General features: G+C 67.2%; 11 protein-coding genes and 4 pseudogenes. 10 read left to right on the forward strand and 5 right to left on the reverse strand.

Translation table 11 applies throughout. From position 1 onward, the window contains the following. The first annotated feature begins 567 nt into the window (after positions 1–567). The 8 genes and pseudogenes from ON22_RS10935 (at position 568) to ON22_RS10960 (ending at position 5,483) form a co-directional block, all read left to right on the forward strand. Positions 568–909, forward strand: coding sequence for a chromate resistance protein ChrB domain-containing protein (locus ON22_RS10935; RefSeq protein WP_051157424.1), 342 nt, complete (start codon positions 568–570; stop codon positions 907–909). A gap of 10 nt (positions 910–919) precedes the next feature. Next, positions 920–1,135, forward strand: a pseudogene (locus tag ON22_RS38370) (ATP-binding cassette domain-containing protein); the annotation flags it as partial. Positions 1,136–1,193: 58 nt separating this feature from the next. Beyond that, a pseudogene (locus ON22_RS37910) lies at positions 1,194–1,724 on the forward strand (ABC transporter permease); the annotation flags it as partial. Then, a pseudogene (locus tag ON22_RS37915) lies at positions 1,722–2,117 on the forward strand (nickel-dependent hydrogenase large subunit); the annotation flags it as partial. The pseudogenes ON22_RS37910 and ON22_RS37915, both read left to right, overlap by 3 nt. Positions 2,118–2,533: 416 nt before the next feature. After that, positions 2,534–2,941 (forward strand): annotated as a pseudogene (locus tag ON22_RS10945) (hydrogenase maturation protease); the annotation flags it as partial. Between the two features lie 79 nt (positions 2,942–3,020). Next, the gene (locus ON22_RS10950) at positions 3,021–3,467 is read left to right on the forward strand and encodes a DUF7144 family membrane protein (protein WP_051157430.1); all 447 of its coding nucleotides are present in this window, start codon (positions 3,021–3,023) and stop codon (positions 3,465–3,467) included. Positions 3,468–3,478: 11 nt separating this feature from the next. Continuing rightward, positions 3,479–4,063 carry an Rv1733c family protein gene (locus ON22_RS10955; RefSeq protein ID WP_156052216.1) on the forward strand — a complete coding sequence of 195 codons (585 nt, stop codon included), beginning with the start codon at positions 3,479–3,481 and terminating at the stop codon, positions 4,061–4,063. 430 nt (positions 4,064–4,493) lie between these two features. Further along, positions 4,494–5,483 (forward strand): Acg family FMN-binding oxidoreductase, encoded by a 990-nt coding sequence (locus ON22_RS10960; RefSeq protein ID WP_033242497.1) that lies wholly within the window; start codon positions 4,494–4,496, stop codon positions 5,481–5,483. A gap of 147 nt (positions 5,484–5,630) precedes the next feature. On the opposite strand, the gene ON22_RS10965 is transcribed toward ON22_RS10960, so the two are convergent. From ON22_RS10965 to ON22_RS34560, 4 genes are all read right to left on the reverse strand, one after another. After that, positions 5,631–6,401 carry a universal stress protein gene (locus tag ON22_RS10965; RefSeq protein ID WP_231508049.1) on the reverse strand — a complete coding sequence of 257 codons (771 nt, stop codon included), beginning with the start codon at positions 6,399–6,401 and terminating at the stop codon, positions 5,631–5,633. Positions 6,402–6,433: 32 nt separating this feature from the next. Beyond that, positions 6,434–8,173: a sensor histidine kinase gene (locus ON22_RS10970; RefSeq protein ID WP_033242058.1), complete on the reverse strand. Its 1,740-nt coding sequence runs from the start codon at positions 8,171–8,173 to the stop codon at positions 6,434–6,436. A 76-nt stretch (positions 8,174–8,249) separates the two neighbouring features. Then, positions 8,250–8,897: a response regulator gene (locus ON22_RS10975; protein WP_033242059.1), complete on the reverse strand. Its 648-nt coding sequence runs from the start codon at positions 8,895–8,897 to the stop codon at positions 8,250–8,252. A gap of 120 nt (positions 8,898–9,017) precedes the next feature. Continuing rightward, entirely contained in the window at positions 9,018–9,929 is a 912-nt protein-coding gene (locus tag ON22_RS34560; protein WP_051157434.1) for a DUF302 domain-containing protein, read from the reverse strand. Positions 9,930–10,281: 352 nt separating this feature from the next. On the opposite strand from ON22_RS34560, the gene ON22_RS37920 reads away from it, so the two are divergent. Both ON22_RS37920 and ON22_RS10990 read left to right on the forward strand, forming a co-directional pair. Next, positions 10,282–10,668 (forward strand): pyridoxamine 5'-phosphate oxidase family protein, encoded by a 387-nt coding sequence (locus ON22_RS37920; RefSeq protein ID WP_051157437.1) that lies wholly within the window; start codon positions 10,282–10,284, stop codon positions 10,666–10,668. 26 nt (positions 10,669–10,694) lie between these two features. Further along, positions 10,695–11,696 carry a zinc-binding alcohol dehydrogenase family protein gene (locus ON22_RS10990; protein ID WP_033242500.1) on the forward strand — a complete coding sequence of 334 codons (1,002 nt, stop codon included), beginning with the start codon at positions 10,695–10,697 and terminating at the stop codon, positions 11,694–11,696. A 77-nt stretch (positions 11,697–11,773) separates the two neighbouring features. Here ON22_RS10990 and ON22_RS10995 read toward each other — a convergent pair whose 3' ends face one another. Beyond that, a complete protein-coding gene (locus ON22_RS10995) occupies positions 11,774–12,637 on the reverse strand; it encodes a universal stress protein (RefSeq protein ID WP_033242061.1) in 864 nt (287 codons plus the stop codon). Positions 12,638–13,029: the final 392 nt, after the last annotated feature.

Consider the following 13,029-nt stretch of genomic DNA (forward strand, 5'->3'; position numbering starts at 1 on the left):
TGCGTCAGTGGTCTACCGGAATGAGGTCCGAGCGTCAACCGCTTCCGTGACCGGCACGGCCGCGCGCAACTCACCGATCATGTTCTTCCGACGTGTCGTCGATCCGACACGCCGACGAATCGTCGCGAAAGCTAACCTTTGGCAATCTTTGGGGGCGGGGGTGCTGACTGGTTTCGGGGCATTCTGGAGCACGGCAGAACTCCGCGAAGCGGGTGCAGGTCCGGTGTGGGTAGACAGGGATCTCGTCATCGCCCACGCCGGCACGCAATCCGGTTCTCGCTGGATGTAGTGATAGCCATGTTCGATAACCTCTCGGGCGATGTAGAGGACCTCTCGCCGGGTGCGAATTCCGGGCGACGTTCAGCCGGAATCGAAAGTCTGCACGTTGTACAAGTTTCGCCGGTTGTTCCGGGCGTGCCTCTGTCCACGGTTGAGTTGCTGCAATATCTGCACGGTCGCACTGTCGTCACGTGTCGGATGGGTAGGGGAGGCGGTGCGGTCAGTTCAAGGGCAGGCCGACCAGTCCGGCGAGGAGTCCGAAGACGGCGCTGACGGTGAGTACGCGGGATTGACCGCGCCGCCTGCGCCTGGCTGATCCTCCGTGAGATCGATCCGGAGGCGGAGTTCGTGTTCGTCTCCGACCCGGCCGACGTGCCGGCGGAGGCGACACCGTTCGATATGCGCGGTGTCGAACTCGGCCACCACGGTGGGGACTGCAGCTTCGAAACGATCCTGTGTCGCCACGATCTCACCGACCCGGTGCTGTGGCGGATCGCCGAGATCGTGCACGAGGCCGATATCGACGACGAACGCTTCGACGCCCCCGAAGCACCGGGCCTGGACGCTGTGCTGCGCGGGCTGTCGATGATCGGCGACGACACCCACACAATGGCCGTGTCCGGCCCCTGACCGCGCCACCGCCAGGCTCTCCGGAGGGGAGGCCGCCCGGGTATGTCTGGCCCGGGCATTGGCGATGGATCCGCAGGTGCTGCTGGCCGATGAGCCCACCGCCGCCCTGGACCCGGTCGCCGCAGCCGCGATCGAACACACCCTGGCCGGATTCACCACCGCGGGTGGAACAGTGGTGCTGGTCAGCCATGACTCCGCCCAGATCCGTCGTCTTGCCGCCAGGTGATCACCCTCGACCGCGGCCGCCGCACCTCCGCTGGTGATCGCTCGTGAACGCCGCAGCGATGACCTGGTGGCAGGTGGCGGCCGCGGTTCCGCTGGTTGGTGCCGCGGTGGCCGCTGCGGCGTATCAGCGGCTGGGCCTGACCCGCGATCTGGTGACCGCGGCTATCCGGGCCGCTGTGCAGCTGGCGGCGGTCGGGGCGGTGTTGTTGCTGCTGTTCGCGCACGCTGCCATTGTGGGAATGGTCGGTTGGATCGCGGTGATGCTGCTGATCGCCGGACAGGTCGCGGGGCGCCGAGGCCGTGCCGTGCCCCGCGCCCGGATCCTGGCCACCATCGCGATCGCCGCCGGGTCGCTTCCGGTGCTGGTCGCGCTCACCGTGTTCGGGGTCCTGGCGGTTCGGGCCGAGGTGATGATTCCTATCTCGGGCATGGTCATCGCCACCGCTATGCAGGCCAGTGGTTTGACCTTGGTGCGGCTCGCCGAGGACGTGCGCCATCATCGGCCCGCGATCGAAACCCGCCTCGCACTGGGAATGCCGGCCACCACCGCCTTCGTCCCGCACCGCCGCTCCGCGGTCCGCACCGCCCTGCTCCCGGCCATCGTCGTGCACGAAGGCGTCGTGGAATCTGCCGAGCTCCGGATCTACGAACCGCCCCGATTCTTCGAGGCGCTGCTGCGCGGCCGGGCATTCACCGAACCGCCGGACAGCACCTCCCGTATCTGCGGGATCTGCCCGGTGGCCTACCAGGTCAGCGCGTGCAACGTGCTCGAGCAGGTATGCGGGGCCGAGCTGGATCCGCCGCTGCGCGCATTGCGGCGGTTGCTCTATTGCGGCGAATGGATCGCCCGCCACTGCCTGCATATTTTCCTGCTCCACCTGCCCGACTTCCTCGGCTTCCCGGACGCGGTCGCGCTCGCGCGCACCGAGCGCGCCCTCGTCGAGCAGGGCCTGGCATTGAAAAAGGCGGGCAATGCGCTGCTGCCCGGTCAGGTATTGCCGGCCGTCGAGGGTGGCATGCAGCGCCGTGGAATGCCGGACCTGCCGCTCGCTGAGATGCTTGGCGAATCCGGCCGCGGGGAACGCCGGACCACCGCTTGTCCGCACCTCGCCGGTCTCGATGGCGTAGTGCGCCGGATCGGTGACCGCGACGAGTTCGCAGCCGATATCGGCCACGGGGAAGTCGAAGCTTGCCACCCGGCGTGCAACCTGCACCGCATCGTCGAGACCGCACTATGACCCGTGTATCTCGTGCGCGGCGCATTTTCTCGTGCTCGACGTGACTGGCCGCTGACCATGTGGCGGGCGGTGGTCGTGGGCGTCGGCACCGGCTTTCGGCACGACGACGGGCTGGGACCCGCCGTGGCCGCGTCGATAGATGATCTCCACCTGCCGGGGTCGACGTGGCGACGTGCCCGGGCGAACTGACTCAGCTGCTGGACCTGTGGCGTGGCGCGGATGTGGCGATCGTCGTGGATTCTGTCGCCCGCACCATCGCTCACCCTGGCCGGATCCAGCGCGTCGACGCGAAGATGCTGGAGGGCGTGGTGTCGGCGACCAGCTCGCATGCCTTCGGTGTCGCCGAGGCAGTGCGACTGGGGCGTGCACTGGGCGCGCTACCGGACGCATTGGTGGTCTTCGGGGTCGACGCCGACCGGCTGGACCTCGGCATCGGTCTGTCCGGCGCCGTGGCGGTGGTCGAAGAACTGGAGCGGTCGCGTTGTCCGGCCGGCCGGAACCACCATCTCGCGGCCTGGACCCGCTGTACGTCGCCAACGAAGGGAAGCTCGTTGCGTTCGTGGCTGTGAGGTGACGAAATGCCCTGGTCGGTGGTATGTGTCCTCCACAACACTCGGTGTTACGGATCATTCCTGAGAAAGGACAGCCATGGCCCAGAGTGTGGAGACCGGTTACGAGAATCGGTCCAGAGAACAGCGGATCGCCGGAGGGGCCTCGTTCGGCGCTGCGGTAGTGCTGGTCGCCGTCGGGATTGCGGAGTTCTTCCAAGGCTTGTCGGCGGTGGCCACGGACGACATCTTCGTGCAGGGGCAGAACTACGTGTACGAGTTCGATTTCACCGCATGGGGTTGGTTGCATCTGGTCCTCGGCGTCGTGATGGTGTTGGTGGGTGCGACACTGTTCACCGGTGCACGATGGGCGCGGATCGGGGCGATAGTACTCGCGGCCCTGTCGATGCTCGCCAACTTCATGTGGCTGCCGTACTACCCGTGGTGGTCGATTGTGCTGATCGCACTGAACGTGGTGGTGATCTGGGCGGTCTCGACGTGGGAACCCACGCGGACGCGAGGCGATGCATTCGCTCATCGGCAGTGACGATGGAGTCCGTGCCGAGTGCGCCTGAACCGTGGGCAGCACTCACCCGGACTTGGGCGTTGCGACCGAGCAATCCGAGCGTGCTGATGCGCCCGTGCGATCGCTTCGAAGAGGCCCTCCGGATCGTCGCGGTACTGGCGGTGGCGCTACTGGTCCCGATCGCTGGAGCGCTGGGCACCACCGTCTATACCGATACCGCCGCGGCTGTACGCACCGAACATGCGACGAGGTCGACCGTCGAGGCCGAAATCGCGAGCGTTTCCGAGGCGACCGGAGTGGATTCCGGCGAAGCGCGAGTTGTCTGGAAAGCCGACGGCCGCAGTGGCGAAGCGCAGATGCCGGTGGCCGCCTCGGCTTCGGCCGGTGACCGGATCACGCTCTGGATCGACGAGCACGGCACTCGGGTCGATCCGCCCCGAGACTCCGGTGCTGCGGCAACTGCCGGTGTCACGACCGCGCTGACGGTTCTTCTGCTCGGCGCCGCTGGTGCCTGGTGCACGGTGTGCGCGGTCTCATGGGCGTTGTCCCGGCGCAGGAACACACAGTGGGACAAGGAATGGCGCGCCGTGACCGGCATCGCCGAGAACTCACCCTGACATACAGCGGGACTTGTATCTGTGGAGGCTCGGTACTGCCGACCGCAGGGTGTGCCCATTTCGCAACGACCCGGGACCACACATGGCAACGATCGTGCAGCGCAGCGGCAGTCCTCAGGAGACCTTGGATCAGAGGACGCCGACCGGTACGCCGCCGCTGTCGGCCACGGTCGGTGACGCGTCCCGAAAGCTGCGCCGACGCTGGTTCGCCGCCACGGCGGCCGGGAACACCTTCGCGTGGACGCTTCCGGTGGTGGTCTACCCGTTGGTATCGGGCCTATCTGTGTGGAAGCAGATGGCTTGCGTGTACCTGCCACACGTGCGGCAGGGCCGGTACGGTTTGCCCGTCCCCGGCGGCGTGGCCACCGGCATGTGGATCGGGGACCAAAGACTCCTGGCGGGCCGTGAACGGGTGTATAGCGTCGTGACCATGACAGATGGGCCCCACGATACGACGGTCGAACAGGCTGTCCTCCTCGCCGGGAGGGCTCCTTCGCTGCACAACAGCCAGCCGTGGCTGTGGCGATACGACGGCCGAGTGCTGCGCCTGTACGCGGTGCCCGAACGTATGCTGCCGACGACAGACCCCAGCGGCCGGCAGATGCTCATCAGCTGCGGTGCTGCCCTGGATCATCTCCGGGCGGCGATGGTGTCGGCGGGGTGGCGGTCGTCGATCGCCCGCTTCCCCGATCCGAATGCCCGGAACCATCTGGCGGACAGCATTTTCCATCGCTCGCCGATCGTCACCGAGGCCGAACTCGCCCGTGGTGAGGTGATCGACCGTCGCTACACCGACCGGAGGCCGTTCGGCGTGCCAGAAGGCTGGCCCGATTTCGAAACAGTACTGACGTCCACTGTCGATCCCTATGACGCTGAGGTGGACGTGCTGCCCGAGGACAGTCGCGCCGCGTTGGCGCACGCCGCGCGAATGACCGCGTCGCTGCGCCGCTACGACTCGGGTTACCATGCCGAGCTGTATTGGTGGACCGGACATGTGATCAGCGCAGCGGGAGTGCCCCGGAGCGCACTGGCATCCTCCGGCGAACAGGAGCGGGTGGGCGTCGGCCGGCAATTCCCGACTCGCGGGGCCGAATCCGAGCATGAGGAGCGGGCCGATACCGACCGTGCCGCCATCCTGGTCTTGTCCACCTCCTCCGACGGCCACGACGAGCTGGTCCGCTGTGGTGAGGCGCTGTCGACGGTGCTGCTGGAGTCGACGCTCGCCGGGTACGCGACCTGTCCGCTGACTCATCTGACCGAGGTACCTCGCAGCCGCGAGGTGGTCCGGGATCTGATCGGAGGCGGGCACCGGTTGCCGCAAGTCTTGGTCAGGATCGGTGCACCACCGCAGCAGGACCGCCCCGTGGAGCGGACTCCTCGGTTGCCTCTTCGCGATATCCTCGCCATGACAACCACCTGACCGAACAGCTCGGATCTGCTCAACGTTGCGTGCCTTTCCGGAGCTCGCCCGAGGTCTCATCGGTTGTTCTGTGTCGGCCGGGTAGTGCTCGGACGAGTCAGCATGATCGCCGGATACCATGCGCAGCCCTTGGCGGCGGTGAGGTCATCAGCGCGGCGGGGACGATGTTTCCCCGAGCCGGTGTTGCCGAGTTTGCTCCGCGTGGGCGACGAGGACCGGGCAGTGGGCCCGCTGTACCACGATATTGCTCGTGGACCCCATGAGCAGGCCGTGGAACCCGCCGCGGCCCCGGCTGCCGACCACGACTAGTCGCGCGGATTCCGACCAGTGGATCAGGTGCAGGTCGGGTCCGGCCAGATAGGACTTCCGGACCCTCTCGACTTCGGGGTACTTCTCGGTCCAGGGGGCCAGCCAGTCGTTCAACCGGGCTTCGGCTGCTTCGGCGAGGGGCGGCTCGCTGATCATTTCGGGCATCCCGGCGAACCAATGGAATCGCAGGTCGTGCCAGGTATGGATGGCGACCAGCGGTATTCGGCACAAGCCGGCTTCGGCGAAGGCGGCGGCCGCGGCGGCATCGCTGCTCGGCGAGCCGTCGAGGCCTAGGACGACCGGACCCTCGCGGCGACCTGTCGCATGGCCGGCGCCGCGTACGACGACGATCCGGCCGTGGCCGTGGCCGTGGCCGTGGCCGTGGGCGGCGACGGCGAGCAGGGTCGAGCCCAGGTGCACGAGCGTGGACCCCGCTCCGGTGGCGCCGATGACGGTCAGGTCGGCGGCAGCTGATCGGTCGATGAGCAGACGAGCGGGGCCCAGATCCGAGAGTTCGGTCTCGACAGTGAGCGAGGGGTCGATGCGGAGTGCGGTCTGCCGGGCCGCTTCGAGGGATTCGTTGCCGCGCCGGCGGATCGCCTCGCTCACGGATGGTTCCATGGTGTCGTTGCCCGCGATGTTCATGGGAGTGGGGCACTCCAGCGCAGAACGGTTCCGCCGGCGGGGTTGCCGGTCACCAGGCAGCGACCACCTGCGCGTTCCGCGCGGGCGGTCAGATTTGCCAGTCCGCTGCGCCGGTCGATCCGGGGTGCCAGGCCGATGCCGTCATCGGTGATCTCGACGGTTACCGCGTCGTCGACGCGCAGTTCGATCGAAACAGTGGTGGCGTGAGCATGCCGGACGACATTGCTGACCGCCTCGCGCAGGACGGCTTCCACATCGTCGGACAGGGGCGGCGTCAGCACCGTGAGGGGTCCGGCGAGGCGGATCGTGGTGCGCAGATCCGTATCGGCGGTCAACTCGGTGACGATACTGTGCAGGTGTTTGCGGTAGTCGGCCGATGTCGTGGACGCACTGCTGTGCAGATCGAAGATCGAATGGCGGATATCCTGCACGATGGATTGCAGGTCGTCGATCGTTTCGGTCAAACGCGCTTTCACTTCCGGACTGCGAGCGCGCTGCAACGTGCCCTGCAGGCCCAGGCCGACGGCGAACAGCCGCTGAATCACGTGATCATGCAGATCGCGGGCGATCCGGTCGCGATCGGCAACCACATCCAGTTCCCGCATCCGCTGCTGGGTTTCCGCGAGTTGCAGCGCCAGCGCGGCCTGGTTGGCGATTACCGACATCATCGCTTGGACCGCGGGGTCGAGTGGGTTCCGGTCGGCGGGCTGTACCGCGGTGAGGAGGCCGATCACTTCGTCACCGACGAGCAGCGGCAGGACGAGTGCAGGCCCCCAGTCGGTGCTCATATCCGGTAGGAAGTCACCCGGAAGGCTTTCGAGGGTGACCGTGCGACCGTGCCGGAACACCTGGCCGGCCCCGGATCCGTGCAGGGGAAACCGTTGTTCGCGCAGATCGTCGGCTCTCTCACCCGCGGCGGCGGCAACGGATAGTTGACCCACATCCGGGCCGGGGAGGTCGGGATCTTCCGGTAGTGCCACGAACGTGCAGACCGCCCCGGTGAGCTTCAGGGCTCGTCGGGTCACGAGATCAAGAATTTCCTGGGGTGTGCCACCCGCCAACAGTTCGGTGGCGACGTCGCGGGTCGCCTCCAGCCAGCTGTGGCGCGCCTGCGAACGTTCGTAGAGCCGCGCGTTCTCGATGGCGATGCCGGCGGCCGCGGCCAGCGCTTGCACCACGACCTCGTCGTCCTCGGTGAATTCGCGGGCGCCGATCTTCTCGGTGAGATAGAGATTGCCGAACACTTCGTCGCGCACCTTCACCGGCACGCCGAGAAAGCTGCGCATGGGCGGATGGTGTGCCGGGAAGCCGACAGAAGAGGGGTGGCCGGAGATATTCGGGAGGCGGATGGGCTTCGGGTCTTGGATCAGCAGCCCCAGCACACCGTGACCACGAGGGAGGTCACCGATCAGGACGCGAGTGTCGTCGTCGATACCCTCATAGATGAACTGGGCCAGTTGGTCGCTCGTTTTGTCGGTTCCGTACACGCCGAGAGCGCCGTACCCGGCATTCACCAGCTCTATGGCGGTGTGCACGATGGACCGTAGTGTCTCGTCCAGGTCGAGCCCGGTGGTGATGGACAGCATGGCCTCGATGAGGCGGTCCATCCGGTCGCGTACGTCGACGATCTGGGCGATGCGGTCCTGTACCTCGTCCAGTAGCTCGCGCAGGCGCAGCTGTGACAGCGTTTCGGTGACCGGTGGCCGATCGCCGGCCGGGGACGCCCGCCGCTTCATGCACTGCATTCTTCCACCGACTCCGGTCCCGGCCAATGCGCCGGCGAAAGCGAACCGGGGACAGGTGTTACCGGAACTACATCTTCTTGTCGGGCAGGGTCATCTTCGACGCGATGACCGCCGCCTGCGTGCGGCGTTCGACGCCCAGTTTGGTCAGCAATCGTGACACGTAGTTCTTCACCGTTTTCTCCGCCAGGAACATCCGGCCGGCGATCTGCCGGTTGGTCAGTCCCTCGCCGAGCAACGCGAGCAGGGTGCGTTCCTGGTCTGTCAGGCCGGCCAGCGGTCCGGTGGCGGCTTCGGCTTCGGCCCGGAACTTCGCCATGAGCGTGGCCGCGGCGCGATTGTCCAGGAGCGATTTCCCGGCGCCGACCTGCCGGATGGCGTTGGTCAGGTCGAGGCTGGTGATGTCCTTGACGACGTAGCCGCTGGCGCCGGCCAGGATGGCGTCGAGCATGGCCTGCTCGTCGGTGAACGAGGTCAGCATCAGGCAGCGCAGCCCGCGGCCGGCGGAGAGCAGTTCCCGGCACAGTTCGATACCGTTGCCATCGGGCAGCCGCACATCGAGGACAGCGACATCGGGTCGCAGGGCCGGGATACGGGCCAGCGCCTGAGAGGCGTTCGCGGCCTCGCCGATGACTTCCATATCGGGTTCGGACTCGATCAGGTCGGCCACGCCGCGGCGCACGATCTCATGGTCGTCGACCAAGAAAACCCTGATCATGGCTTACCTCTCTCGTGTGTGGATCGTTACAGCCTACGGAGTCGGCTCGGAGTCTGGGTGATGCCGGAAGCCTCCGGTTCCGGGGACCGAAGCCCCTTTGTCCAGGCACCGAAGGCGGGTTCAGGGCTGTGTCGGGACCCGTGTGGGCCGCTCCGGGGCCTCGTCGTTTTGTGCGCATCGGCGTTCCACGGCTCGCAGCAGCAACTCCAGCCGTTCCCTGATCTCCGGGACCAGCGGCTCCAGCTCGGCGAGACCGCCCTGTTTCCAGAGCAGGTCCGGGTCGATCGTTTCGATGACGGTGTGTGCGCGGTCTCCGCGTAGGGTCACGCTGCATGGCAGCAGAGGTGCGAGTCTGCCGGCTGCTGCCATCATCGAGTGGGCCAGGCCGGGATGGTACGCGTCGATGATCAGATAGCCGTCGGACCGGGTGTCCGACGGCCCGGTCAGCGTCTTCCGGACGTCCCACTCGCCGGCGATCTCGAAGCCCTGGTCACGCAATACCTCGTGGGTTGTGCCGACGATGGTGTCGAAGAATCCGCGAACCCGCACGGCCAGAACTACCGAGGTGACCGGGACCTGGATCTCGGTGAGCAGTTCGGCGGGAGCAACCGTCTCGTCCGGTGCCACATGATAGATCTCCGTGGGTGGCCCGACGGCGTGCCGGCCGGAGTCTCGGATCCAGTCGTCGATCGCTCGGTACGCCGCTCCCACTCCGGCGTAGTTACCGCGGTGGTAGGTGTGTGCGTAGGACTGCCGATCGGCGTGGTGGAGGGTGAAGTCTGTGCCGGTGTCTCCGGCCGGCCCGGTAACGGGTACTTCGAATTCGACCTCGGTTGTGGATCCGGGGCGGAAGTCGCCGTGGTAGGTCGTGCGCGGCGGGCCGACCGGTGTGAGACGGAGTTCGCGGGCCAGCTCGTGGAGTTCGGCCATACCGTTGCCGATATCGTCTCCGGCACGGTCGGTCCGTACCGTGCGAAGGACGGCGAGGACCGTGTGCGGACCGGACTCGCCGAGGCTGACCCGATAGCGCATGATTCGCCTCCTTGTCGTGTACATCGAGCAATCCTGGCGGCATCATCCGGCATTCTCGACGCTACGAATCGTCACGCCGGATACACAGTGCCACGCGACCTTCGCGATCGGGACTTTCGGCTGCTGCGGCACCTGCGCCGCTGCGACCGGATCGAACAGTGAACCCGAACTACGGTGGGTGTGCTGTACCCGCTCAGGACAGGACTTCTCGCATTACGGAAAGGGCATTCGACCCTGGCCGGAGTCTCCGCTCGGTGGTGCTATCGAGAGAAGGGTCTACCGAGGAAGCGGTGAAGAACAGGTGGTTGGTTCGGAGAGGTTCCCGGCTCGCGACGCGGGCCCCCGGCGAGCCGTGGGAATCGAGCGGGCGGAGGCGTTGCGATTGCTCGCGGCCGCGCCGTTCGGCCGGATCGTGTTCACCCACGACGCGCTACCCGCGGTGCGTCCGGTGGCCCATGTGATCGGTGCCGACGGGGCGATCATCATCTGCACTCGCCCGGCCGCCGGGCTCGTACCGGGGCTGGTCCTCGCCTATCAAGTCGACGATATCGACCCTGTGCAGTGGACCGGATGGTCGGTGCTGGTCATCGGCGCGGCTCACACTGTCGCTGCGGACGAACTGACGGAGGAGTATGCACGCCGGCTCGGCCCCTGGGACGACCCGGCAACCGGCGCGGTGATCGGCATCGAACCCACCCTCGTCTCCGGAACCAGGGTGATCGCAGAGGTCGCGGCGTGAACCGGCAGGTGAACGCGCCCAACGCCATGCGAGCATGGCGGGTGGACTCTCCGCGCGCCATCGACCGGAGTCCGATCGCCGAACGCCGTGAGCCGGTCCCGGAGCCCGGGCCCGGTGAACTCTGCGCGCGGGTGCTGGCCTGCGGTGTGTGCCGGACCGATCTACATGTGGTGGAAGGAGATCTCCCGGTGCACCGCCCACATGTCGTGCCGGGCCATGAGATCGTCGCGGAGGTCGCCGACGCCGGCCGGGCGGAACATGCCGGGTTCACGGTAGGGGATCGCATCGGTATCCCCTGGCTGCGCTACACCTGCGGAGTCTGTGAATTCTGCCGGCGTGGTGCGGAGAATCTGTGCCCGCGGTCGCGCTACACCGGGTGGGACGCCGACGGCGGATATGCCGAATATGTCACCGCACCGGCAGATTTCGCTTTGCCGGTGCCGACCGGGTACGACGATTGTGATCTGGCGCCTCTACTGTGCGCCGGAATCATCGGCTACCGTGCGCTCGGCCGAGCGGCCTTACCGGACGGGGGTGTGCTCGGCATCTACGGTTTCGGCGGCAGTGCCCATCTCACCGCGCAGGTCGCCCGCGCGCGGGGCGCCCGTGTCCACGTCATGACCAGAGGTGCCGCTGCCCGCGAACTGGCGCTCGGCCTCGGCGTATCGTCGGCCCAGCGCGCCGCCGACCCGCCGCCGGAGCCGCTGGATTCCGCGATCCTCTTCGCACCGGCCGGCGAGTTGGTGCCGCCCGCGCTGGAGGCGCTCGGTGCGGGAGGCACTCTGGCGCTGGCGGGTATCCACCTCACCGATATTCCTCCCCTCAACTACCAGCGGCACCTGTTCCGGGAACGGCAGCTGCGCAGTGTCACCTCCAATACCCGGGCCGACGCGCGGGCGTTCATATCCTTCGCGCAAGAACACCGGCTGCAGGTGACGACGCATCCCTATCCGCTCGATCGAGCCGACCGCGCGTTATCCGACCTAGCGCACGGACACTTCGACGGGGCGGCGGTCCTGATGCCCTGACCGGTATCCCGGCACCGCAGCGGACCAGCTGATTTTGCGGCTGGGCAATCGCGCGGCCTGCCCCTCGGGGCCGACAACTAGAGGCGCCGCCGGGCGATGATCAGTGGCACCGAAATACCGTGGAGCACGGCCTGGCTTGTCGAGCCGAGCGTCATCCCGGCGAAGCCGCCGCGGCCGTGGCTACCGACGACCACCAGCTGCGCACCCTCTGCTTCGCGCAGCAGACGCCGTGCGGGCCGTTCCTCGACAACGACATGGGTGACCGGCACATCGGGATATCTTTCGCCGTAACCGGCCAGGCTTTCGGCCTGGATTGCGCGTGCCTCCTCCTGCATCTCGGCGCGGGAGATGTAGCGGAAGAACTCCGACCAGGTAGTGACGGCCGCCAGTCCGACGCCGTGGCGGGAGGCTTCCTCGAAGCCGATCTCGATCGCTTCCGCGCTGCGTGCCGAGCCGTCCACCCCGACCACTACGGGTAGGCCGGCGCGTTCTTCGCCCTGTTCGGCATAGGCTTCCGGAACAATGGCGACGGGGCAGTGCGCGTGCCGGGCCGAGGCCGTGCTCACCGATCCGAGGAGCCCACGCCCCAAAGCGCCGTACCCATGTGTTCCGGCGACAACCATCCGGGCGGAGCGAGATAGCTCGATCAAGGTGGTTGCGGGCGCCGGATCGACGACGGCGGTGCTGATTTGCAGGTCGCCTGCGACTTCCCGGGCGAGCTTCTCGGCGGATGAGCAGATAGCCGCACCGTCGGCGCGCATTGCTTGATTGTCGAAGGCCATGAGGCCGGCGCCGAAATCGTTGGGTGCACCGACGGCGTAGACCAGGTGCAGCGGGGCGCTGTACCTGGCGGCGGCCCGGGCGGCCCAGCGGAGGGCCCCGAGAGAAACGGGGGAACCGTCGATGCCTACGACGACGGCGGGTTCGGTATGTGTGCTCACTGGGTGAATTCCTCTCGCTTCGCGGCTCGGGAATCTCGACGTGTCGGGCCGCGGTTTCCCTGCCGCTCCGGCTGGTGCCGATAGTGCGACGGTAGAAGGCCGGAGGAGATCGCCGATGCGGACCTTGGTCCCGCGACCATGAGTCCGAAGTCGTTTTCCGGCGTGGCCGGTCTGATCGGAGACCGGGACGTTACGGGCCTCGGGACCTTCGGCACTCCCGCTACGCAGCATCGATCAGGGAGGATCAAGTGCAGGCGAGGATGCGGGTGACAGCCCACAGTCGGCGCTCGACTGCCTTCGAGTCCGGTCATCGGACGTCCGGAGGCGCCGTCAGCGCTACGTACACCACAACGCGGCGTAGACGAGATCCTCGAGGTGGCCAGGCCGGTCCA

The sequence above is a fragment of the Nocardia carnea NBRC 14403 genome (assembly GCF_000308515.1).
GTDB classification, from domain to species: domain Bacteria; phylum Actinomycetota; class Actinomycetes; order Mycobacteriales; family Mycobacteriaceae; genus Nocardia; species Nocardia carnea.

Coding starts and splice junctions, on each gene's coding strand:
- ON22_RS10950 (WP_051157430.1), top strand. CDS start 3,021: ATGGCCCAGAGTGTGGAGACCGGTTACGAGAATCGGTCCAGAGAACAG.
- ON22_RS10960 (WP_033242497.1), top strand. CDS start 4,494: ATGACAGATGGGCCCCACGATACGACGGTCGAACAGGCTGTCCTCCTC.
- ON22_RS10970 (WP_033242058.1), bottom strand. CDS start 8,173: ATGAAGCGGCGGGCGTCCCCGGCCGGCGATCGGCCACCGGTCACCGAA.
- ON22_RS10975 (WP_033242059.1), bottom strand. CDS start 8,897: ATGATCAGGGTTTTCTTGGTCGACGACCATGAGATCGTGCGCCGCGGC.
- ON22_RS34560 (WP_051157434.1), bottom strand. CDS start 9,929: ATGCGCTATCGGGTCAGCCTCGGCGAGTCCGGTCCGCACACGGTCCTC.
- ON22_RS10990 (WP_033242500.1), top strand. CDS start 10,695: ATGCGAGCATGGCGGGTGGACTCTCCGCGCGCCATCGACCGGAGTCCG.